The 21606-nt window shown below is 71.9% G+C and carries 22 protein-coding genes and 1 pseudogene; 9 read left to right on the top strand and 14 right to left on the bottom strand.

What is annotated here, in order from left to right:
- Positions 1-124: 124 nt before the first annotated feature.
- The 5 genes from ACZ4D5_RS37840 to ACZ4D5_RS37820 all read right to left on the bottom strand — a co-directional run bounded on the left by ACZ4D5_RS37840 (position 125) and on the right by ACZ4D5_RS37820 (position 4738).
- The gene (locus ACZ4D5_RS37840; RefSeq protein ID WP_467777009.1) at positions 125-1699 is read right to left on the bottom strand and encodes an ABC transporter substrate-binding protein; all 1575 of its coding nucleotides are present in this window, start codon (positions 1697-1699) and stop codon (positions 125-127) included.
- A 182-nt stretch (positions 1700-1881) separates the two neighbouring features.
- On the bottom strand, positions 1882-2637 hold the full coding sequence (locus ACZ4D5_RS37835) for an SDR family oxidoreductase (protein WP_467777008.1): 756 nt from the start codon (positions 2635-2637) through the stop codon (positions 1882-1884).
- 17 nt (positions 2638-2654) lie between these two features.
- Complete coding sequence (gene fabG / locus ACZ4D5_RS37830) at positions 2655-3416, bottom strand: 3-oxoacyl-ACP reductase FabG (RefSeq protein WP_467777007.1); 762 nt, start codon at positions 3414-3416, stop codon at positions 2655-2657.
- A 138-nt stretch (positions 3417-3554) separates the two neighbouring features.
- Positions 3555-3938, bottom strand: a complete 384-nt coding sequence (locus ACZ4D5_RS37825) for a DUF3037 domain-containing protein (RefSeq protein ID WP_467777131.1) — start codon at positions 3936-3938, stop codon at positions 3555-3557.
- An 11-nt stretch (positions 3939-3949) separates the two neighbouring features.
- Entirely contained in the window at positions 3950-4738 is a 789-nt protein-coding gene (locus tag ACZ4D5_RS37820) for a HipA family kinase (protein WP_467777006.1), read from the bottom strand.
- 79 nt (positions 4739-4817) lie between these two features.
- Here ACZ4D5_RS37820 and ACZ4D5_RS37815 point away from each other — a divergent pair, with 79 nt between their 5' ends.
- Both ACZ4D5_RS37815 and ACZ4D5_RS37810 read left to right on the top strand, forming a co-directional pair.
- The gene (locus ACZ4D5_RS37815) at positions 4818-6956 is read left to right on the top strand and encodes a S9 family peptidase (protein ID WP_467777005.1); all 2139 of its coding nucleotides are present in this window, start codon (positions 4818-4820) and stop codon (positions 6954-6956) included.
- A 32-nt stretch (positions 6957-6988) separates the two neighbouring features.
- Positions 6989-7462 (top strand): Rieske (2Fe-2S) protein, encoded by a 474-nt coding sequence (locus ACZ4D5_RS37810; RefSeq protein ID WP_467777004.1) that lies wholly within the window; start codon positions 6989-6991, stop codon positions 7460-7462.
- Here the strand turns inward: ACZ4D5_RS37810 and ACZ4D5_RS37805 are convergent.
- Positions 7459-8103: a cysteine hydrolase family protein gene (locus ACZ4D5_RS37805; protein WP_467777003.1), complete on the bottom strand. Its 645-nt coding sequence runs from the start codon at positions 8101-8103 to the stop codon at positions 7459-7461. The genes ACZ4D5_RS37810 and ACZ4D5_RS37805 overlap by 4 nt on opposite strands.
- A 305-nt stretch (positions 8104-8408) precedes the next feature.
- On the opposite strand from ACZ4D5_RS37805, the gene ACZ4D5_RS37800 reads away from it, so the two are divergent.
- Entirely contained in the window at positions 8409-8876 is a 468-nt protein-coding gene (locus tag ACZ4D5_RS37800; protein WP_467777002.1) for a pyridoxamine 5'-phosphate oxidase family protein, read from the top strand.
- 218 nt (positions 8877-9094) lie between these two features.
- On the opposite strand, the gene ACZ4D5_RS37795 is transcribed toward ACZ4D5_RS37800, so the two are convergent.
- Positions 9095-9997 carry a LysR family transcriptional regulator gene (locus ACZ4D5_RS37795; RefSeq protein ID WP_467777001.1) on the bottom strand — a complete coding sequence of 301 codons (903 nt, stop codon included), beginning with the start codon at positions 9995-9997 and terminating at the stop codon, positions 9095-9097.
- Between the two features lie 75 nt (positions 9998-10072).
- Here ACZ4D5_RS37795 and ACZ4D5_RS37790 point away from each other — a divergent pair, with 75 nt between their 5' ends.
- Positions 10073-11110, top strand: a complete 1038-nt coding sequence (locus ACZ4D5_RS37790) for a DMT family transporter (protein ID WP_467777000.1) — start codon at positions 10073-10075, stop codon at positions 11108-11110.
- 228 nt (positions 11111-11338) lie between these two features.
- Here ACZ4D5_RS37790 and ACZ4D5_RS37785 read toward each other — a convergent pair whose 3' ends face one another.
- On the bottom strand, positions 11339-12670 hold the full coding sequence (locus tag ACZ4D5_RS37785) for an aminotransferase class I/II-fold pyridoxal phosphate-dependent enzyme (RefSeq protein WP_467776999.1): 1332 nt from the start codon (positions 12668-12670) through the stop codon (positions 11339-11341).
- A 93-nt stretch (positions 12671-12763) separates the two neighbouring features.
- On the opposite strand from ACZ4D5_RS37785, the gene ACZ4D5_RS37780 reads away from it, so the two are divergent.
- Both ACZ4D5_RS37780 and ACZ4D5_RS37775 read left to right on the top strand, forming a co-directional pair.
- Complete coding sequence (locus ACZ4D5_RS37780) at positions 12764-13471, top strand: pyridoxamine 5'-phosphate oxidase family protein (protein WP_467776998.1); 708 nt, start codon at positions 12764-12766, stop codon at positions 13469-13471.
- Positions 13471-14112, top strand: coding sequence for an FMN-binding negative transcriptional regulator (locus ACZ4D5_RS37775; RefSeq protein ID WP_467776997.1), 642 nt, complete (start codon positions 13471-13473; stop codon positions 14110-14112). Before ACZ4D5_RS37780 ends, ACZ4D5_RS37775 begins: the two co-directional genes overlap by 1 nt.
- A gap of 142 nt (positions 14113-14254) precedes the next feature.
- On the opposite strand, the pseudogene ACZ4D5_RS37770 reads toward ACZ4D5_RS37775, so the two are convergent.
- The 3 genes and pseudogenes from ACZ4D5_RS37770 to ACZ4D5_RS37760 all read right to left on the bottom strand — a co-directional run bounded on the left by ACZ4D5_RS37770 (position 14255) and on the right by ACZ4D5_RS37760 (position 16800).
- Positions 14255-14855 (bottom strand): annotated as a pseudogene (locus ACZ4D5_RS37770) (EamA family transporter).
- A 71-nt stretch (positions 14856-14926) separates the two neighbouring features.
- Positions 14927-15958: an EamA family transporter gene (locus ACZ4D5_RS37765; RefSeq protein WP_467777130.1), complete on the bottom strand. Its 1032-nt coding sequence runs from the start codon at positions 15956-15958 to the stop codon at positions 14927-14929.
- Positions 15959-16227: 269 nt separating this feature from the next.
- On the bottom strand, positions 16228-16800 hold the full coding sequence (locus tag ACZ4D5_RS37760) for a peptidase (protein ID WP_467776996.1): 573 nt from the start codon (positions 16798-16800) through the stop codon (positions 16228-16230).
- 198 nt (positions 16801-16998) lie between these two features.
- Here ACZ4D5_RS37760 and ACZ4D5_RS37755 point away from each other — a divergent pair, with 198 nt between their 5' ends.
- Positions 16999-17187 carry a hypothetical protein gene (locus ACZ4D5_RS37755; protein WP_362342221.1) on the top strand — a complete coding sequence of 63 codons (189 nt, stop codon included), beginning with the start codon at positions 16999-17001 and terminating at the stop codon, positions 17185-17187.
- Between the two features lie 68 nt (positions 17188-17255).
- Here ACZ4D5_RS37755 and ACZ4D5_RS37750 read toward each other — a convergent pair whose 3' ends face one another.
- Positions 17256-18140, bottom strand: coding sequence for a putative protein N(5)-glutamine methyltransferase (locus tag ACZ4D5_RS37750; protein ID WP_467776995.1), 885 nt, complete (start codon positions 18138-18140; stop codon positions 17256-17258).
- Between the two features lie 304 nt (positions 18141-18444).
- Here ACZ4D5_RS37750 and ACZ4D5_RS37745 point away from each other — a divergent pair, with 304 nt between their 5' ends.
- A complete protein-coding gene (locus tag ACZ4D5_RS37745; RefSeq protein WP_467776994.1) occupies positions 18445-18873 on the top strand; it encodes a type II toxin-antitoxin system Rv0910 family toxin in 429 nt (142 codons plus the stop codon).
- 172 nt (positions 18874-19045) lie between these two features.
- On the opposite strand, the gene ACZ4D5_RS37740 is transcribed toward ACZ4D5_RS37745, so the two are convergent.
- Positions 19046-19693 (bottom strand): PadR family transcriptional regulator, encoded by a 648-nt coding sequence (locus tag ACZ4D5_RS37740; protein WP_467776993.1) that lies wholly within the window; start codon positions 19691-19693, stop codon positions 19046-19048.
- Between the two features lie 237 nt (positions 19694-19930).
- On the opposite strand from ACZ4D5_RS37740, the gene ACZ4D5_RS37735 reads away from it, so the two are divergent.
- Complete coding sequence (locus tag ACZ4D5_RS37735) at positions 19931-20752, top strand: PhzF family phenazine biosynthesis protein (protein ID WP_467776992.1); 822 nt, start codon at positions 19931-19933, stop codon at positions 20750-20752.
- Positions 20753-20797: 45 nt separating this feature from the next.
- Here ACZ4D5_RS37735 and ACZ4D5_RS37730 read toward each other — a convergent pair whose 3' ends face one another.
- A complete protein-coding gene (locus tag ACZ4D5_RS37730) occupies positions 20798-21598 on the bottom strand; it encodes a CPBP family intramembrane glutamic endopeptidase (protein ID WP_467776991.1) in 801 nt (266 codons plus the stop codon).
- Positions 21599-21606: the final 8 nt, after the last annotated feature.

The following is a 21606-nucleotide window of genomic DNA, read 5'->3' as shown; positions in this document are numbered from 1 at the left end:
AACAACCTCCGGTGTGCGGTCACTTCTCACCGAAGAACCTACCGGCGACCACTGACAATCGGCCCGCTCCCCCGGCCCCCGGCCCGCGGCCCCGAGCCGCACGGCCACGCCCACGCCCACGTCGCTACCAGCTCGTCTTGCGCTGCAGCTCCCACATCATCATGATCGCCGAGGGGTCGAGGGCACGCTCGCCGCCCGCTATCTCCTCGCTGGACATGATGTACTGCTTGCCCTGCCACAGCGGCAGCAGCCGCACGTCGTCGACGAGGATCTCCTGCGCCCGCTCGAACTGGTCGATGACCGCGCCCCTGTCGGTCTCCCTGCGCTCGCGCGGCAGCACCTCGTCGGTGATCTCCTTGGAGGGATAGGGCGTGTTGAGCACGTTCTTGGGGCCGACGAACGGCGCGATGAAGTTGTCCGCGTCGGGGAAGTCGGGGAACCAGCCGCGTCCGAAGACGGGGTACTCGCCCTTGCTGTAGCCCTCCTGGAACTCGGTCCAGGGGCGGCTCTTGAGCGTGATCCTGAAGAGGCCCGACGCCTCCAGCTGCCGCTTGAGCTCGGCGAACTCCAGCGCGGTCGCCGATCCGTAGCGGTCGGAGGTGAACCAGAGGGTCAGCGGCACGGGCTCGTTGATGCCGGCGTCGGTGAGGATCTTCCTCGCCTTGGCCGTGCTGGGGTTTCCGTAGTCGTCGAAGAACCCGGTGGCGTGGCCCGTGAGCCCCCTGGGGACCATCGAGTACAGCGGCTCGACGGTGTCCTTGTAGATCTTGTGGGCGATGGCACCGCGGTCGACGACCTGCGCGAACGCCCGCCGGACCGGCAGCTTGCGCGCCCAGGGGTCCTTGGTGTTGAAGACCAGGTAACGGATCTCGGTGCCCGAGCCCTCGACGAGCTCGATGTCCTGCTCGCGCCTGCCCTTGCCCTGCATGGCGAGAATGTCCTCGGAGGCGAGGCCTCGGAAGGTCACGTCGATCTGCTTGGCCTTGAGGGCCTCGACCATGGCCGACGACTTCTTGAAGTAGCGGATGGTCACGGCGTCGTTCTTGACGTCGGCCGCGCCCTTGTAGTGGTCGTTCCTGAGGAGCTCGGCCTTCTCGTTGCGCACGTACGACTTGAGCGTGTACGGCCCGGACCCCGTGACCTCGTCGCCCTCGCGGAGCTTGTCCGCCGGATACTCCTTGGGGTCGACGATCGACATGGCCGGGGTCGCGAGGACGAACGGGAAGGTCGCGTCCGGCTTCTTGAGGCGGAAGACGACGGTGCTCTCGCCCTTCGTCGCGACCGTGTCGAGGGAGCCGAGCAGCCCCATGGGCCCGCCCTTGACGACGCCCTTCTCGTCGAGCGTCCGCATGCGGTCGAAGGAGTACTTCACGGCCGCCGCGTCCAGCGGGTCGCCGTCGGAGAACTTCAGGCCCTCGCGCAGTTCGCAGGTGAAGACCTTGTTGGAGGCGTCCGTGAACTCGCAGGACTCCGCGGCGTCCGGCTCGGGCTCGGTCGCCCCCGAAGGGAAGCTGAGCAGCGTCTGGAAAACGTTTCTGTAGAGCTCCCAGGAGCTGTCCCAGGCCTTCGCCGGGTCCAGGGTGCTCGGCGCACTCATCGTGCCGACGGTGATCTGCTGTTCCTCCTCCGACCCTTCGGAGGACAGCACCCCGCAACCAGCGAGCAGGGACATGGACGTGAGCGCCGCCAGTTGGCGCATACCCCTCTTCCGCTTCGCAAGGGGAACTTCACTGAACACGCGCACGCTCCTCGATCGGCCATGCCATGGGGTCGGGAGACCATATCGCAGTGCCCCGCCGGTCCAACTCATGGCGCCGACGGGGCACTTGATGCGGTTAAACGTCGCTTTTGACGGCGTACCCAGCGATTGCGCGGCCTTCGTCAGCCGACGCCCGCATTGAGGAAGATGCCGCCATCGACCACGAGTGTCTGGCCCGTGATCCAGTCCGACTGGGCGGAGGTGAGGAACGCGGCCGCGCCCCCGATGTCCTCGGGCACACCGAGGCGGCCGAGCGGGTAGGAGGCCGCCGCCTCCGCCTCACGGCCCTCGTAGAGCGCCTGGGCGAACTTGGTCTTGACGACCGCGGGCGCGATCGAGTTCACGCGCACCTTCGGCGCGAACTCGTGCGCCAGCTGCAGGGTGAGGTTGACCATGGCGGCCTTGCTCATCCCGTAGGCCCCGATGAACGGCGATGCGGAGACACCGGCGACGGAGGCGATGTTCACGATCGCGCCGCCGTGCTCGCTCTGCCAGGCCCGCCAGGTCTGCTGGGCGAAGCCGAGCGCCGAGATCACGTTGGTCTCGAACACCTTGCGCGCCACGTTGAGGTCGAGCTCGGCCATCGGTCCGAACACCGGGTTCGTGCCGGCGTTGTTGACCAGGAAGTCGACGCGGCCGAACGCCTCCATGGCGCGCTCCACGGCGACCGCCTGGTGCGCCTCGTCGTGGGCCTTGCCCGCGACGCCGATGACCCGGTCGGCGCCGAGCCTCTCGACGGCCTCCTTGAGGGCGTCCTCGTTGCGCCCGGTGATGCAGACGCGGTCGCCGCGGGCGACCAGGGCCTCGGCGATGCCGTATCCGATGCCGCGGCTCGCGCCCGTGACGAGCGCGGCCTTCCCACTGTCCTGCACAGCCATGATCCTTGCCTTCCGGGTCAGTTGAGCGGGCCGCCGGCGACGTACATGACCTGGCCGGAGACGAAGCCCGCGGCGTCGCCCGTGAAGAAGGCGATGGCGTTGGCGATGTCCTCGGGACGGCCGACGCGCTGCACCGGGATCTGCGTGGCGGCCGCGGCCTGGAACTCCTCGAAGTCCATGCCGACGCGGTCCGCGGTGGCCTTGGTCATCTCGGTGACGATGAAGCCGGGGGCGACGGAGTTGGCGGTGACGCCGAACTTGCCGAGCTCCTTGGCGAGGGTCTTGGTGAAGCCCTGCAGGCCGGCCTTGGCGGCGGCGTAGTTGACCTGGCCGCGGTTGCCGAGGGCGGAGGACGAGGAGAGGTTGACGATGCGGCCGAAGCCCGCGTCGACCATGTGCGCCTGGCAGGCCTTCGACATCAGGAAGGCGCCGCGCAGGTGCACGTTCATGACCGTGTCCCAGTCGCTGGCGCTCATCTTGAAGAGGAGGTTGTCGCGGAGCACGCCGGCGTTGTTGACGAGGATGGTCGGCGCGCCGAGCTCCTGGGCGATGCGGGCGACGGCGGCCTCGACCTGGGCCTCGTCGGACACGTCGCAGCCGACGGCGATCGCCTTGCCACCGGCAGCGGTGATCTGCGCGACGGTGTCCTTGCAGGCGGCCTCGTCGAGGTCGAGGACGGCCACGGCGCGGCCCTCGGCGGCGAGCCGTACGGCGGTGGCCGCGCCGATGCCTCGCGCGGCTCCGGTCACGACGGCGACGCGCTGCTCAGTGGTGGACATGCTGGTTCTCCTCGCCCTTGGGATGCGGCTCTCTACGGTACGCCCCGATGGTGAGCGACCGCTTAGTACCTTCAGCTGGACGAGACGCTAGAAGCCCTGGCACCGGGTGTCAACGGCACACAGGAGAGCTGTGATTCTTTACCGCACCAGCAGGTCGAGGAGGCGGTCGACCTCGGCCGCGGGATCCGCCGTCAGGCCCGTGTGCACCGGCCCCGGCTGCACCACCGTGGAGCGCGGCGCGATGAGCCAGCGAAAGCGCCGCCCCGCGTCGTCGCCCTCGGCCTGGCCCGCGGCCGCTCCGCCCGCGCAGATCCGCTCGACGGCGCCGAGCGCCGCCTCGATGCCGCGCACGTCGGCCGCCGGGTCCAGGGCGAGGAGCTTGCCCTCGTCGAGGTGCGTGCGGGCGGCCACGAAGGACTTGGCGCGGCAGTAGACCACCACGCCCGCGTTGAACTGCTCGCCGCGCTCCACGCGCGGCACGACGCGCACCAGCGCGTACTCGAAGACGTCCCGTACGGGCACGGACTGCTCGCTCACTTGGTGGCACCCTTCGGCTCGGCCCCCGGCAGGGTGATCCGCTCGTGAATGGTCTTGGCGCGCGGCAACAGCGCCGCCACGTACGCGCGGCGCACCTCGTCCGCGTCGGCGAAGCCCGGCTCGTCGGCCAGCCACTCGTCGGGCACCTCGGCCACGACCTCGGTGAGCAGTTCCTCGGTGACGAGCGGGGCGAGCTCGGCGGCGGCCGCCGCGACATCGGGGCCGTAGGGGGCGAGGACGTGGTCCGAAGCGTCGTACGGCTTGGCGGACGCGGTCTCCGCGGTGCGCCAGTTGTGGTGCCAGATCATGCTGGCCCCGTGGTCGATGAGCCACAGGTCGCCCTGCCACAGCAGCAGGTTGGGGTTGCGCCAGGAGCGGTCCACGTTGTTGATCAGCGCGTCGAACCAGACGACGCGCCCCGCCTCGGCCGGATCCACCTCGTGGGCGAGCGGGTCGAAGCCGAGGGCGCCCGACAGGAAGTCCATGCCGAGGTTGAGTCCACCGCTCGCCTTGAGCAGCTGCTGGACGCGCTCGTCGGGCTCGCCGAGGCCGAGGACCGGGTCGAGCGCGATCTGCACGAGGCGCGGCATCCGCAGGCCGAGCCTGCGCGCCAGTTCACCGCAGACCACCTCGGCGACGAGTGTCTTGCGGCCCTGGCCGGCGCCGGTGAACTTGATGACGTACGTCGCGTACGTGCCGTGGTCGTCGACCTCGACGACTCCGGGCAGCGACCCGCCCTCCCGCAGGGGCGTGACGTAGCGGACCGCGGTGACTTCGCTGAGCATGGGCCCAGATTACTGCCGGTCCCACGCTGTTCGATCACGCTCTGTTCGATCACGCGCCCGCCTGCCTACAGTGCCCGGCATGGACTCCCCTGATCTTCCTCGTCAGTTCGCGCGCACGCGCCGCTTCTCCCTGGGCGTGCCGCGCGGTTTCACGGTCTCCCCCGACGGCGAGCGGGTGCTGTTCGTCCGCTCCACCGCGGGCGACGACCCGGTCAGCAGGCTGTGGTTGTTCGAGGACGGAGCCGAGCGCATACTCGCCGACCCGTTCGGCCTCGGCGAGACGGGTCCGCTGCCGGAGGCCGAACGCGTCCGCAGGGAACGCGCGCGCGAGGCCTCACAAGGAGTCGTGGCCTTCGCGACCGACCACCACGCGCGCGTGGTGGCCTTCGCGCTGGGCGGCGCGCTGTGGGTGGTGGACACGGACGGCGGCCTACCGCGCCGGATCGCCACGGCGGGCCCCGTGGTCGACCCGCGCCCCTCGCCCGACGGGACCCGCATCGCGTACGTCACCGGCGGCGCCCTGCGCGTCATCGGCACCGACGGCACGGACGACCGGGTGCTCGCCGAGCCCGAGGGCGACGACGTCACGTACGGTCTCGCCGATCACGCGGCCGCCGAGTCCATGGGCCGGCAGCGGGGCTTCTGGTGGTCCCCGCGGAGCGACGCGCTGATCGTCGCGCGCGTGGACGCCTCCCAGGTGCAGCGGTGGTGGATCTCCGACCCCGCACGGCCCGAGCTGCCGCCGCGCGCGGTGCGCTATCCGGCGGCGGGCACCGCCAACGCCGAGACGTCGCTGCACGTCCTGGGCGTGGACGGGACGCGGGTCGCGGTGCGCACCCCGGACCACGTCTCCGAGTACCACTACTCCGGAGCGTGGACGGACGGCGCCTTCCAGTACGTCCCCACGGTGTGCTGGGACGCCCATGGCCCCCTGATCACGCTCCAGACCCGCGACCAGCGCTCGATGTACATCATGGAGGTGGACCCGGGGTCCGGCGAGACGCGGATGGTCTCGCACCAACGGGACACCGCCTGGCTGGAGTTGATGCCGGGCACGCCGCTGCGCCTCGCGAGCGGCCGGGCCGTGCGGCCCTGGAACGTCGTCGGCGGAACGCGCGGTCTGCGGGTCGGCGACACCAGGACGCCGCGCGGCCTGCAGGTGCGGGAGGTCCTGGGCCGTGTCGGCGAGCGGGTGTGGTTCACCGCGACGTCCGATGACCCCACCCAGGTCCACGTCTGGTCGTTCGACCACCAGGACGACGAGCCCGACCCCGAACTCCGCACCGGCACCCCGCGGCGGATCAGCGAGGGTCCGGGCGTGCACACGGCGGCCGTCGGCGGCGACACGGTGGTCCTCGACAGCAGGACCCCCGAGGGGCAGACGGTGACCGTGCTGCGCGGCGGCGAACCCGCCGGGCGGATCGCGGTGTTCGCCGAGGAACCGGTGGTGACGCCCCGGCCCCGCCATCTCACCCTCGGCAAGCGCGAGTTGCGCAGCGCCCTGTACCTGCCGTCCTGGCACGAGGCGGGCTCCGGGAAGCTGCCGGTGCTGCTCTGCCCCTATGCGGGTCCGGGACTCCAACTCGTGGTCCACGCGCGCGCGTGGTGGACGGTCGTGGCGCAGTGGTTCGCCGAGCAGGGCTACGCGGTGCTGATCACGGACGGGCGCGGCACCCCCGGTCGCGGCGAGGACTGGGAGAAGGCCGTGCACGGCGACCAGTTGACGCCGGTGATCGACGACCAGGTGGACGCGCTGCACGCCGCGGCCGAGCGGTTCCCCGACCTGGACCTGGAGCGCGTGGGCATCCGCGGCTGGTCCTTCGGCGGCTTCCTCGCGGCGGGCGCGGTGCTGCACCGCCCGGACGTCTTCCACGCGGCGGTGGCGGGCGCCGCCCCGACGGACCTGCGGCTGTACGACACGCACTGGAAGGAGCGCTATCTGGGCCATCCCGACGTCCAGCCCGAGCAGTACGAGCGCAACTCGCTGGTCGCGCACGCGCATCTCCTGGAGCGGCCTCTGATGCTGGTGCACGGGCTCTCGGACGACAACGTCCTGCCCGCCCACATGCTGCGCTTCTCCGCGGCGCTGCTGGCCGCGGGGCGCCCGCACACGGTGCTGCCGCTGCCCGGCGCGAGCCATCTGGTCGCCCAGGAGGAGGTGGCGGCGAACCTGCTCCGGCTCGAACTCGACTTTCTGAAGAAATCCTTGACCGTTTGAACACAGCGGCCGGCGGCCCCGTACCTCTGGGCATGACGACTTCTGAAGGGACCGTCTCCGCCGAAGAGACCGTCTCCGCGCCCTGCCGCCGCACCGTCGTGGCCACGATCGGCGCCGCGGGCCTCGCCGCCGCCCTCACCGCCTGCGGTGGCGGGGGCGACGACAAGGACTCCTCCGAGCCCGCGGGCGCGCCGTCGCCCGACGGCGGCGGCGCGGGCGGGGCCGTGCTGGCCAGCACGTCGGACATCCCCGTCGGCGGGGGCAAGATCTTCAAGGACCGGGAAGTGGTGGTCACCCAGCCCACCAAGGGTGAGTTCAAGGCGTTCTCCAACCGCTGCACCCACAAGCAGTGCCCGGTGACGAGCGTCGAGGGCGGCACGATCAACTGCCCCTGCCACGGCAGCAAGTTCGACATCGCGGACGGCGGCGTACGCGGCGGCCCCGCGCCGCAGCCGCTGCCCGCGGCCGACATCACCGTGACGGGCGGCTCGATCAAACTGGCCTAGTTCGCGCGGCCCGGCCGCTTCCAGACGCCGAGCACGTCCTGCGTGGCGGTGATGGTCGCGACGAGCGCGAGGGTGTTGCGGACCATGGCGGGCGTGTAGTCGGCGGGCACTCCCGCGATGGCGTCGGCGGGCACACAGACGGTGTAGCCGAGGTTCACGGCGTCGAACACGGCGTTCGGGATCGCGACGTTGGCCGAGACGCCGGTCACCAGCAGGGTGCGGCAGCCCAGGTTGCGCAGCAGGGGGTCGACGTCGGTGCCCGCCAGGGGCGAGAGGCCGTGCAGGCGGCGTACGACCAAGTCCTCGTCGGCCACCTCGATCGGCGGCGCGATGCGTACGGCGGTGGTGCCCGAGAGCTGCTGCACGGGCAGGCGGGAGGCGGCACGGAACAGGCGTGCGTTGTGGCTGGCCCCGCGCCCGTCGGGCCGCCGCTCGGCGACGGCGTGCAGCACCTGGACGCCGCTCTGGTGGGCCGCGGACACCAGCCGCGCGACATTGGCGAGGGCTCCCGACGCCCTTGCCTCCCGGGCGAGTTCGGGCAGCGCGCTCTCGGTGCCCACGACGCCCTGCTGGCACTCGACGGTGAGCAGGGCCGTGGTGGCGGGGTCGAGGAGTTCCCTGAGCTGTTCGTACGACGGCATGGTTCCCCCTGTCGCGGACGTCCGGGGCGGTGGGCGCTCCGGACGGCCGGCGCCCGGAATCCGCGCGAGGCTAACGACCATTGCGCCACGAAGGAAGACCCTCCATTCTTTTCCTGACACACAGTCAGAGGCTGCGGGGCAGGTGGAGACTGCAGGGGCAAGTGAGACTGCGGGACGGGTCGGGACTGCAGGACGGGTCGGGACTGCAGGGCAGGTCGAGACTGTGGGGACAGATGGAGACCGTGGGGGCAGGTGGAGACCGTGCCCCCAGCCGAACACGGGGATGCCACTCGGGAGGACCACACATGGCCGTCACTCAACGCCGGGGCCGCAGGATCATGATGACGCCGGACGAGCTCGACACGTTCCTCACCACGGAGCGCACCTGCCGGGTGGCGACCGTGTCCCCCGACGGCGCCCCGCACGTCAGCACGCTCTGGTTCGCCTGGGACGGCACCTCGCTGTGGCTGTACTCGATCACCCGCAGCAAGCGCTGGGCCGACCTGCGCAAGGACGGCAGGATCGCCGTGGTGGTCGACGCCGGTGAGGAGTACGGCGAGCTGCGCGGCGTCGAGCTGTCCGGCACCGTGGAGTTCGTCGGCGAGGCGCCGCGCACGGGCGAACCGTGCCCCGAACTCGACGCCCCGGAGCGGCTGTTCGCCCGCAAGAACTTCGGCCTGGACGAGATGCCGCACGACGGCCGCCACGCCTGGGCGCGCCTGACACCGGACGCGGTGGCGTCGTGGGACTTCCGCAAGCTGCCGACGGCGTGACGGCTTTCCTCCTCGACCTCCTGCTCGACGCCTGAGCCGACACACCTGAGACGCCTGAGACGCCTGAGCCGACACGCCTGGGAGGCCTGAGCCGACACGCATGAGACGTCTGACTCGATACGCCTGTCTCGCCCCCTGACGAAGCCATGGAGGTGGGCCTCTGGGGGCTCGCCCGGCCGCCGCCTGCCCCCTGCCCCCTGGGGGGCGCCCGGTCGCCCCTACCGAAGCCCCGCCCCCGCCGCCCGCAGCGCCTCCACCGCCGCGCGGATCGACGGGCGGCGATCCGCGTCCGCTCGCCACACCACGTACACATGGCGCCGCACCCGATGCCGCACCGGGACCGTACGCACCCCCGAAGGCATCGGGTCGCGGCCCAACCGCGGCGCCACGCACACCCCGAGGCCGGCCGCGACCAGCGCGAGCTGGGTGTGGTGCTCCTCCGCGCGGTGCGCGACGCGCGGTTCGATGCCCTTGCCGCGCAACGTGAACATCAGCCACTCGTGGCAGAACTCGCCCTCCGCCCAGGCGATCCACTCGTCCTCCGCGAACTCCTCCAGGTCCACCTCGGCGCGGTCGGCGAGGGGGTGCGCCGCGGGCATCGCGACATCGGCGGGGTCGTCGAGGAGCGGGGCCTTGGCCAGGCCCTCCGGGATCGGCAGCGGCTTGTTGTACCAGTCGAGGACCACCGCCAGGTCGATGTCGCCGCGCACCACGGCCGCCACCGCCGGCGTCGGCTCCAGCTCCTGGCAGCCGACCCGGAGCCCGGGGTGGTCGGCGCGCAGCGCGGACAGCGTGGCGGGCATCAGTCCGCGCATGGCCGTGGGGAACGCGGAGATCCGCAGCTCTCCGACCGCCTTGCCGCGCTGCTCCTCCAGGTCGGCCTGGGCCAGCTCGACCTGCGAGAGGATCCGCGCGGCGTGCTCGGCGAGCAGGCGCCCCGCATCGGTCAGGCGCACCCCGCGGCCGTTCTTGGCGAGGAGCTGCTGGCCCACCTCGCGCTCCAGCTTCGTCATCTGCTGCGAGACCGCCGACGTCGTGACGTGCAGTCCCGCGGCGGCACCGCTGACCGAGCCGTGCCGGGCGAGGGCGTCGAGCGTACGCAGGCGCTCCAGGTTCAACATGTAAGCAATGCTACGCGATACCGGGCACGAAATCTCGCTTGTGCTAAGAGATCGCGAGACCCCATCGTGAGACGCATGAGCACCGCCACCCCGTCGTCCCGCACCACAGCCACCGCCCCCACGCCAGCGACCGCCACGGGCCCAACCACCACCACCGCCACAGCCACAGCCACAGCCACAGCCACAGCCACAGCCACCAGCGTCACCCCCAAGCGCCCCGCCCTCGACTGGCGCGTCCGCTTCGGCATCCTCTCCGCGATCTGGGGCTTCAGCTTCCTGCTGATCAAGGTGGGCACGGAGGGGTACGCCCCCTTCCAAGTCACCCTGGGCAGGCTGGTGTTCGGCACGGCGGTGGTCGCCGCCGTGCTGGTGGTCAAGCGCGAGCGCCTGCCTCGCGGGGCGCGGACCTGGCTGCATCTGACGGTGGCGGCCTTCCTGCTCAACGCCCTGCCGTTCTCGCTCTTCGCGTACTCGGAGCTGACGATTCCGTCCACGCTCGCCGGAATCTGCAACGCGACGTCGCCGCTGTGGGGCATGGCCCTGTCACTGGTCGCGCTCTCCGAGGACCGGCCGACCCGGCGCCGCGTCGCGGGCCTGGCCATCGGATTCTTCGGGGTGCTCACGGTGCTCGGCGCCTGGCAGGGCTTCAGCGGCCTCGACCTCCGCGGCACCGCGATGGCACTGCTCGCCTCGCTGAGCTACCCGATCGGCTGGATCTACGTGCGCCGCACCCTGGCGGGTTCCGGCTACTCGAACCTCTCCCTGTCCGGTGCCCAGCTGCTGGTCGCGACCGCCGAACTGGCCGTCGTGACACCGCTGTTCACCTCGCTGCCGACGCACTTCCCCGTCGTGCCACTGCTGGCGATCGTGGCACTTGGCGCCCTCGGCACGGGCCTCGCGTTCCTGCTGCAGTACGCCCTGGTCGCCGAGGTCGGCCCGACCACCGCCCAGATGGTCACGTACTTCATCCCGGTCATCGCGACCGCGGCGGGCGTCGCGCTGCTCGGCGAGTCCCTGAGCTGGTCGACGCCGGTCGGCGCGGTGATCGTCCTGGCGGGCGCGGCACTCACCCAGTCCCGCCCGCGCACACCACGAGCCCGCCCGACCCAATGACCCCACCGGCCACCCGGCCCCGCCCGGCAAGCAACCCCGCCGGGCGCCCGGCCCCGCCCGGCACACCCCCCCACTGGACAGCCCCATCCGGCCGCACTCCTCAGCCGCACCACCACACAGGCGCGGACCCGACCACCGAACCCACCACGACCGCGCACCGCGACAACCACAACGCCCCCGCCCGGCAGGCAACCCCACCGGACAGCCGCCCCCGACCCCACCCTCCCCTCAGTCGTACCGCCGCACCGGCGCCGGTCCGACCGCCGAAGCCACGGCGTCCGCCACCGCCACGATCTCCTCGTCGGCGAGCGCGGCCACGGTGATCCGCACCGCGGGAGGCGCGCTCATCCGGAACCGTGCCCCCGGAGCGACGGCCCACCCGGCGTGCAGCAGCCGCGCGACCGCCCCGGTCTCGTCGGACACCGGCACCCATACGTTCATGCCGCTGCGCCCGTACGAGGGCACGCCCCGCTCGGCGAGCGCCGCGATCAGCGCGTTCCGCCGCCGACCGTAGGAAGCGGCCACCACGCGCGCGTCGACCGCGCCGCCGTCCCAGAGCCGCACCACGGCGCGCTGCACGAGGCGGCTCACCCAGCCGGGCCCGAGCCGCTGGCGCCCCAGCAGCCGGTCCACGGTGACGGGGTCCCCGGTGAGCACGGCGAGCCGCAGGTCGGGGCCGTACGCCTTGGCGGTCGAGCGGACCAGGGCCCAGCTGCGGGTCACCCCGGCCAGCGGGTGCAGCGGCAGGTCGACGATGCCGTGGCCATGGTCGTCCTCGATGAGCAGCACGTCCTTGTGCGCGGCGAACACCTTCCGCAGGGCACGCGCGCGTGAAGCGGTGACGGCCGCGCCCCAGGGGTTCTGCGCGCGGTCCGTCACGACCACCGCGCGCGCCCCGCCCGCCAACGCCCGCTCCACATCGGCCGGCAGCGGCCCCTCGTCGTCCACGCCGACCGGGACCACGCGCAGCCCGAGCGCCGGGACGAGATCGAGGAGGCTGCCCCAGCCCGGGTCCTCGACGGCCACCGCGTCGCCGGGCTTGAGGTGGACGGCGAGCACCCGCTCGATGGCGTCGAGCGATCCGGAGGTGACGGCGACGGGCCCTGCGGGAATGCCGTCCGCGTCGAAGGCCACACGCGCGTGCCGTTCGAGTTCCGGGTCGACGGAGCTCTCTCCGTAGAGGACGGGTTCCTTGTCGGACTGCTCCGCGGCCGCGGTGAACGCCTCGGCGAGCGCGGGCAGAAGCGCCGGATCGGGGTTCCCCTTGGAGACGTCCCGCACGCCGGGCGGCACGTCCGCCCGCATCAGTTCCCGCGCGGTCGTGGCGGGCTTCGGGCGTACGCGGCTGCCGCGCCGCCCCGCCGTCTCGATGACTCCGCGCTCACGCAGCGTGCGATACGCGGCGGCGACCGTGTTGGGATTCACGCCCAGGCGCGTCGCCAACTCACGCATAGGCGGCAGCAGTTGACCCGGCTCGAGGCCGCCGTCACCCACGGCCCGCTCCACGCTCGCCGCAATCTCTGCTGCGCGCCGACCCTCGATCGGATACTCTCCTAGCACAAAAGAGATTATGCACTAGTGCAATAACGACAGCAAGCGGAACACAGATCAGCACAGCACAGCCCGCAGATCAGTTCAGTACAGGGAGAGGCCATGCAGACGACGCCGACCACCGACACCGCCCAGCCGGACAGCGCCGCCTACGCACCGACCGACCGCACCGTCCCCACCCGCTCACGGGAACGCGCCGCGTACGACCACGAGACGGTGCACGCGATACTCGACGAGGCGTACGTCTGCCACCTCGGCTTCGTGCGCGACGGCGCCCCTGTCGTGCTGCCGACGCTCTACGGCCGCGTGGGCAACCGCCTCTACGTACACGGCTCGACCGGCTCCCGGCCGCTGCGCATGGCGGGTGCCGCCCAGGGCCAGGAGGAGGACCCGGGCCTGCAGGTGTGCCTGACCGTCACCCATGTCGACGGCCTCGTGCTGGCCCGCTCCGCCTTCCACCACTCGATCAACTACCGCTCCGTGGTGATCCACGGCACCGCCCACCAGGTCACGGACCCCGAGGAGAAGCGCACCGCGTTGGACGCCCTGGTCGACCACGTCGTGCCGGGCCGCTCCGCCGACTCCCGCCCCGCGAACGCCAAGGAGCTCGCGGCGACCGCCGTGATCCGCCTCGACCTCACCGAGGTGTCGGCGAAGGCCCGCACCGGCGGCCCGAACGACGACCCCGAAGACATGGATCTCCCCCACTGGGCGGGCGTGGTCCCGCTCCGCAAGGGCCACGCCCCCCTCATCCCCGCCGCCGACCTCGCCCCCGGCACCGAAGTCCCCGACTACCTGGTCGAGTTGTGATGCTGATCCACCCCTGGGACGCGGCCCGCGCCGATACCGAGTGGCAACAGTGGCTGGCCGCGCACGACTTCGGCCAGCTCGCGGTCAACGGCCTTGCGGGCGAGCCGCCGCACGTCCAGCCTCTCCACTTCACGTACGAGGCGGAGCACGGACCGCACGGCCGGGTCCTCGCCCACCTGGCGCGCCCCAACCCCCTGTGGCCCGCCCTGGAGACCAACCCCGACGTGCTGTTGAGCGTCGTCGACGACTACGTGCACGTGCCGGGCCCCTGGCAGGCCGCGCCTGACATCCCGTCGGAGCACGGCGTGCCGACCAGCTTCTACGCCGCCGTCCAGCTCCGCTGCACCGCCCACGTCGTCGACGACCCCGACGAGAAGGCCGACCTCCTGAACCGCCAGGTCGACCACTTCCAGCCGGAAGGGGGTTCCGCGCGGGCGGCCGTGGGCGAGGCCCCGTACGGCCGCATGCTCTCCGGCATCCGCGCGCTGCGCCTCGACGTCACCGCCGTACGGGCGAAGTTCAAGTACGCGAGTCACAAGCCGGAAGCGGTACAGGACCGCATCGCCGCGGGCCTCGCCGAGCGGAGCGGCCCCCGGGACGCGTCGGCCCGCGCCCACCAACTGCGCCGCCGCGAAACCTGAGCCGCCGACGCTGCGCGACTCCGGACCACGGACCACGACACGACTCCGAGCCACATGACAGAGCACGGCTCCGGGCCACGCGCTGCCGCACGCGGGTGCGCGGCACGACGGCGCCGCGCACCCACCCAAGCCTCAACTCCCCTTACGCCGCGGCCACTTCCCGCCGAGCCGCCGCGACACCGCACGCCTCGGCGACAGCGAGCCCTGTCACGGCGGCCAGCATCAGCACGGTGCCCGCCACGGTCGCCGCCGTCATCGCCTCCCCCGGCAGCACGACCGCGACGACCGCGGCGCCCACCGGCTCCAGAAGCGTGATCACGGAGACGGTCGCGGACCGCACGACGGCCGCCCCCGCGAAGTCCAGCGCGTACGCGAGCGCCGTCGACACGGCGGCGATGTACAGCAGACAGACACCCACGCGCGCGGGGTCGGCGGCGTGCGGCAGCAGGCCCTCCGCCGACACGAGCGCCCAGCCGACACCCGCGGGCGCCACGACGGCTTCGCCGCCCCCGCCCCCGTCGCCGAGGACGAGAACGACCAGACCGGCGAGCGCCCACGATCCGACGGACTCGGCGAGGCCGCGGCGCCGCCCGGCGCGGCTGCACCAGACGCGCGGCGAGCAGCAGGACGAACCCGCCCGCGCACTGCCAGAAAGAGAGGCTGACCGGCCCCATGTCACCGGCCCGGAACACCAACGCGACAGAACAGCCCCCGCGCCAAGAACACACCGGCCCGGGCATCATCCGTGGGCGCCCCGCGCTAAGCGGCGGGCGGCGGCGAGAGAACGAGCACGTGCGGAACCATGATCGGCGCCCTAGGACCGGCTCCCGCTGCGCGACAACTCCGTTTCGGATCGCGGGATCTCGTCCCGCACGACGGTTTCCGCCGGTGCCGACGACTGGGCGATGAACGCGCCCACCAGCACGACGGCGCCGCCGACGATCTGCGGCGCCGAGAGGTGCTCGCCGAGGATCACCCAGGCCAGCGCGGTGGCGATGACCGCTTCGAGGCAGGCCACGACGCCGGCGACCTGGGGCGAGAGCCTGCGCACGGACAGCACTCCGGTGACGTACGCGACGACGGTCGCGACCAGGACGATCCAGGCGAGCAGGGTCCAGGCGGGGACGGTCGAGCCGTCCAGGTCCGCGCCGCCCGCGAGCACCGACCAGTCCATGCCCCACGGCCGCGCGACGACGGTCAGCACGGCGGTGCCGACGAGCAGTCCGTACGCGATGACACCGAGCGGGTCGGGGGCGTCCGCGCCCGCTTCGCTGCCCTGGTCGGACAGGACGAAGTAGCCGACCTGGCAGCAGGCGGCCCCGAGCGCGAGCAGCAGACCCACGGCATCGAAGCTCAGCCCCGCCCACACCTCGACGACGCAGGCGAGACCGCCGACGGCGAGCACCACGCCGAGCGCGGCGGCCCGCGTCACGGGCCGTCGCTGCACGAAGCGCACCCAGCCGAGGACGAGCGCGGGCGCGAGGTACTCGATGAGCAGCGCGACACCGACGGGGATGCGGGAGAGCGCGGCGAAGTAGCAGGCCTGGACGCCCGCGACGGCGAGGAGACCGAACCCGGCGAGCAGCGCGGGCCTGCTCCGCAGCAGTCCGCGGTGGCGCCAGGCCACGGGCAGCATCACCAGGGCGGCGCCCGCGACGCGCAGCCACACCACGTGCAGGGGGTCGAGGCCCGCCTCGATCAGCGGCTTCGCCGCCACACCGGAGCCACCGAAGGCGACCGCCGACACCAGGGCGAGCCCGAGCCCGACACCCTTGCCGCCGCTCCCCCGCCCGCCCCGAGCCTCCGCGTTCCCCCGACTCGCCCGGCTCCCCCGGCTCTCCTGAATCCCGTCAGACGCTTGCACCGGCACATCATGGCAGGCAGTGTCATGAGCGTCACCCTGTATGGCGCCTGTCTCAACCGGCGGACGCCGGACCCCCGACCGCAACGGCGCTCAACGGCCCCCGACCGGGACGGCAACCAGTGCGTCGCGGACCGGGACGGCAACCAGTGACTCGCGGACCAGGGCCACAACCAGAGACTCGCGGACCGGGACGTCGCTCAGTGACCCACGGACCGGGAAAACGCTCACCGACCCACGGACCGGAAAGACGCTCAGTGCCCCGCGCCCTGACCTCCGGCGTATCCGTGGCCCCCCGACGCGTACTGCCTGCACCCCGCCTCCACACGGTGCAGGAGCGTCGAGACGTCGACGCCCGCCCGCGCGAGGACCTCGACGGCCCGGCAGTCCGGGTCGGCGACGAGCCCCGCGAGCAGGTCCATGCCGAGGGCCCGCGGTTCACCGCGCAGCTCGGCGCGCTCCAGGGCCACCTCCATCGCGGTGGTGGCGGCGGGCGACCAGCCCGCTTCCTTCACGGACGTCACCACCGGCACGGCGCCGGAGTCCTCGACGGTGCCCTGCCACTGCAGGCCGTAGCCGATGCTGCGCTGCACGAGATAGCCGAGGAGCCGCACGACGTGCGCGCCGCTCTCGAAGGCGGCACGGACCTCGGGGTCGCTCTCCAGGAGCGAGTGGAGCAGGTGCGCGGTGTCGATCTGCCGGTCCCCGTCCCGCACGGCACGACGGCGCGCGCCGACGACCACCGACGCCAGCTCGGCGCTGAGTCGGGAGTCGAGGTCTGCTCGGGTCGGACCGGATTCGGCACCCGGCGGGGTACGGCTTTGCACATCTCCCACCACATCAACCCCCAGCGGCATATGCATCGGCGGCGGGAAGCATTTCCGCGTCCGACACAGGTTGGGCATCCGCGCGCTGGTTGTCCTCCTTACGGATGAGATCTGACCGAAGTGCCTCCGGGGGCGCGCGCCATGTTGCCCCGCGCCCCGTACGCAACCACGACGCATCCCCACACGTCCCTCACAGGCATGGAGAACGGGTGCTGGATGGTCGCCCTGCCGGCGATCGACGGCAGGCAGTACGTGTACCGGGTGTACGCACCCGACGACGCGCTGCCCGCCGACCTGTTCTGGGAGGCCTGGCACTGCCACGACGAGGGCCCGTTCCCGAGGGCGTCGGACCTGTTCGACGCGGCGGTGATACGACGGGTCGGCTGAGCCTCCCCGACGAACGCCCGCACCCGGCCCTCCCAGCCGGAACTCCGGTCTTCTCTGTCTGTGTACGCCTACCCCGCCTGACCGTCGTACACCTGTTGCCGGGTCCCGTGTTGCCGGGTCCCGATGACGACCGTGGCGTACATCTCCTCGTCGTCCACCACCCGCGCCACCAGACCGGCCCGCTCGACGGCGGCGACGGCCGCGGGCACCTGGCCCTCGCTCGTCTCGAACAGCAGATGGCCGCCGGGCGCGAGCCACACCGGCGCCTCCTCGGTCACCCGTCGCAGGACGTCGAGCCCGTCCGCGCCGCCGTCGAGCGCCACCAGCGCCTCGTGGACACGGGCCTCGGCGGGCAGCAGGCCGACCTCTTCGGTGGGGACGTAGGGCACGTTGGCGAGCAGGATGTCGACACGGCCCCGCAGCGCGCCGGGCAGCGGTTCGTAGAGGTCGCCCTCGTACACCTCCCCCCTGGCGTCGGCGACGTTGCGGCGGGCGCAGCGGACCGCCGCGGGGTCGATGTCGGCGGCGTGCAGCTCGACCCGTCCGAGCCCCGCGGCGAGCGCGGCCCCGAGCGCCCCGGACCCGCAGCACAGATCGACGACGACGGCTTCGCGCCCGGCGAGCGCGGCGGCCTGTCCGACGAGGAACTCGGTGCGCCTGCGCGGCACGAAGACCCCCGGGTCGACGGCGATGCGCAGGCCACGGAACTCGGCCCAGCCCAGGACGTGTTCGAGCGGCAGCCCGCCGGCGCGGCGCTCCACCATGGCGGCCAGTTCGTCCGGGGTGCGCGCGGTGGAAAGGATCAACTCCGCCTCGTCCTCGGCGAAGACGCAGCCCGCGGCGCGCAGCGCGGTGACGGCGGAGGCCCGATCCGAGGGAGAGAAGTCCGAAGGGGAGAAGTCCGAGGGGGAGAAAGCCGAGGAGGAGAAAGCTGAGAGGCGCGAAACCGACATGCGAAGAAAACCTTCCGGGATCCCGATGGGGCTCCCTCGGCTCACCTATGCCCGGTGAACCGCGCGGTCGCGAGAGGGGAGCACCCGACCTGCTGCTGCGGTAATGGGTCTCACCTCCAAAGGCACGTCGCCTGCGTCCGTCGCAGAGCAGGGGAACAGTACCCCACCTGCGTCGGAACTGCCGAGGTCGGACGCTCCACAACATCTGACGGTTCATCAGTATTGAATGTTGCAGGCCCTGCGGCTACGTTCCGCGACACCGTAGCTGCGGCTGTCGCAGCACCCGACGGAAAGGGGTGGCCGCATGGCCGAAGTCAGCGCGGAAGCACGGATCGAGGCACCCGTCGAGAAGGTCTGGGCCCAACTCACCGACTTCTCCTCGTACGGAGAGTGGAACGCCACGCACACCAACTTCCCCAAGGGCGGCCCCACCACCCTGGAGGTGGGCGGCACCTTCGTGGAGAACATGAAGCTCATGGGCTTCCCGGCCGAGGTCGACTGGACCATCGAGGAGTTGGAGACCGCCCGCACGCTGGCCATCGCGGGCAAGGGCCCGATGGGCGTGAACGTCGGCACCCGCTACACCCTCCTCCCGGACGGGACCGGCACCCTGGTCCGCATCGAGGGGGAGTTCACCGGCGCGGCCGTATCCCTGATGGCGGGCAAGCTGAAGGACTCGGCGACCGCCGCCCTGAACGAGTCGCTGCGCAAACTGGACGGCCTGGTGACCTGAAGCCCCCGCGACACCGAGGAGCCGACCGCCCGACAAGCGCGGCGGGCACGGCACAGCGGGCACAGCGGGCGAGGCACAGCGGAGACACCAACAACGAAGACACCAACGAGGCGCCCCACACCATCCGTGCGGGGCGCCTCATCTGTGGCAGGGACCGTCGGCCCCGACCACCTCAGTCCTCATCGGCGAGAATCAGGTACAGCTTCTTGCGGGCGTCGTTGATGACGGAGAGCGCCTTCTCGCGCTGCTCCTTGCTCCCGGTCTTCCAGACCTGGCCGAACGCCTCCATCAGACCGAAGCCGGCCTGCCGGATCTCGTTCAGCGTGTCCCAGTCGACGCCGCGCCCGGCCTCTTCCCAGGGCGCTTCGGGACCCTCTTCGGCCGCCTCGGTACCGGCCTCGGTGAGCGAGAAGAGCTTCTTGCCGCCCTCGCTCGCGCTGCTGATCAGGCCCTCGTCCTCCAGGAGTTGGAGGGTCGGGTACACCGAACCGGGGCTGGGCTTCCACGCCCCGCCGCTGCGCTCGGCGATCTCCTGGATCATTTCGTAGCCGTGCATGGGGCGGTCCTTCAGGAGGGCGAGGATCGACGCGCGTACGTCACCGCGCCGCGCCCTCCCCCGCGGCCCTCCGCCTCGCCCGCCGCGGCCGCCCCAGGGGCCACCGGGCCCGCCGAAGCCGGGACCGAACGGGCCGAACGCGCCGCGCCGCCCCTCGAAGCCCCCGAAGCCGCCGAATCCTTCGCGGCCGAATCCCTCTCGGCCCGGGTGGCCGCCGCCGTGGCGGCCGCGTCCGTGCTCGTGTTCAAAGCCATGGGAACGCATGACGATCACTCCTCTGACTGCTGCTCGTCGTTCTCCTGATCGGGCCGCTCGGCCTCGACCAGTCTCCGATCAATCCTTGATCAGTCGCGAATCTGTCGCGATGCGTCAACGATATATCGGAACTGTTCGGATGGCAATGCCCGACGAACAGCACCCCACCGTTAAGGCCACGAACCAGTCCAACAACTCGCGATTGGCATTACCCCACCCCCGAGTCGGCCCTCTACCGTCATCGACATGCCGACTTCCCACCGCATCCGCATCGTCGACGCCTTCACCGACCGCCCCTTCGCCGGCAACCCGGCGGGCGTCCTTCTCCTCGACGCCTACCCCGACGACGCCTGGCTCCAGAACGTGGCCAGGGAGGTCAACCACGCCGAGACCGCGTTCGCCCACCGCCTGCCCGAGGGCGGCGACGCCGACTGGGCGCTGCGCTGGTTCACGCCCGCCACCGAGGTCGACCTCTGCGGCCATGCCACTTTGGCCACGGCGCACGTCCTGCACACCACGGGTACCGCCACCGGTCTGATCCGCTTCGCCACCCGCGCGGGCGTCCTCACCGCGACGGCGCATGAGGACGGCACCCTCACCCTCGACTTCCCGACCGCCCCGCTCACCGCCACCGAGGCCCCCGAGGGCGTCGCCGAGGCCCTCGGCGCCCAGCCGCTCGCCACGTACGACACCGGTCCGCACCTCGGCGACCTGCTGGTCGAGCTCGCCGACGAGAAGACGGTCCGCGCACTCACCCCCGACCACAAGGCCCTCGTACGCCTCTCCGAGCGCGGCATCATCGCCACGGCCGCGGCCGAAGACCCCTCCCGCGGCTACGACTTCGTGTCGCGCGGCTTCTTCCCGCGCGTCGGCATCGACGAGGACCCGGTGACGGGCAGCGCGCACACGGCCCTCGCCCCCTTCTGGTCCGAGCGCCTCGGCCGCACGGACCTGACCGGTCTGCAGGCCTCGTCCCGCACCGGCCTGGTCCGCACCCGACTGCGCGGCGACCGCACGCTCCTGACCGGACACGCGGTCACGGTCATCGAGGGCGACCTCCTCGCCTGACGCGACGAAGAGGCACCGACGGGCGAGATCACAGGTGGCTGCCCACTAAGGCGTGGGCAGCCACCCCACCTTCCCCGCGAGCAGCGCGTACCCCACGAACGCCCCGACATCCAGCAGGGAATGGGCCACCACCAGCGGCCCGACCCGCCCCCACCGGCGGTAGAGCAGCACGAAGACCACCCCCATCGCCATGTTCCCGATGAACCCGCCGATGCCCTGATACAGGTGGTACGAGCCACGCAGCACCGAACTGCCCACCAGCGCGGCCATCGGCGTCCACCCCAACTGCCCGAACCTGCGCAGCAGATACCCGACGACGATCACTTCCTCGAGGACCGCGTTCTGCACCGCGGACAGCACGAGGACCGGGTACTTCCACCACACGTCGGGCAGCGCCTCGGGCACCACGGTCAGATTGAAGCCGAGCCCACGGGCCGCCAGATAGAAGGCGATACCGGTGCTGCCGATCACCGCGGCGATCGCCGTGCCGCGCCCCAGGTCCGGCCACGGCCGCGTCCGGTCGAAACCGAGCGTCCGCAGCCCGGCCCCCTCGCGCAGCAGGAAGTGCGCGACCAGCGCGACCGGCACCAACGCACTCGCGATTCCGAACAATTGCCACGCGAGATCAAGCCACGGCCGACCCGGCGCCGCCGACGCGTTCATGGTGGCCGCCTGGTCCTTCAGACCGCCCGGTTTGGTGACCGACCCGACAAAGCTGATCAGCGCGGACACCCCGCTCGCCCCGAGCGAGAGGGCCAGGACGAGCAGCGTCTCGTCCCTCAGGATCCGCCGCGAGGGTCCCCCCGGCGGAAAAGAACCGGCCATCGGCCCCGGCTCCGCTTGCACTTGCGCCT

The organism is Streptomyces sp. NPDC025651 (assembly GCF_055558735.1).
This window is presented reverse-complemented; position numbering and strand designations above follow the sequence as displayed.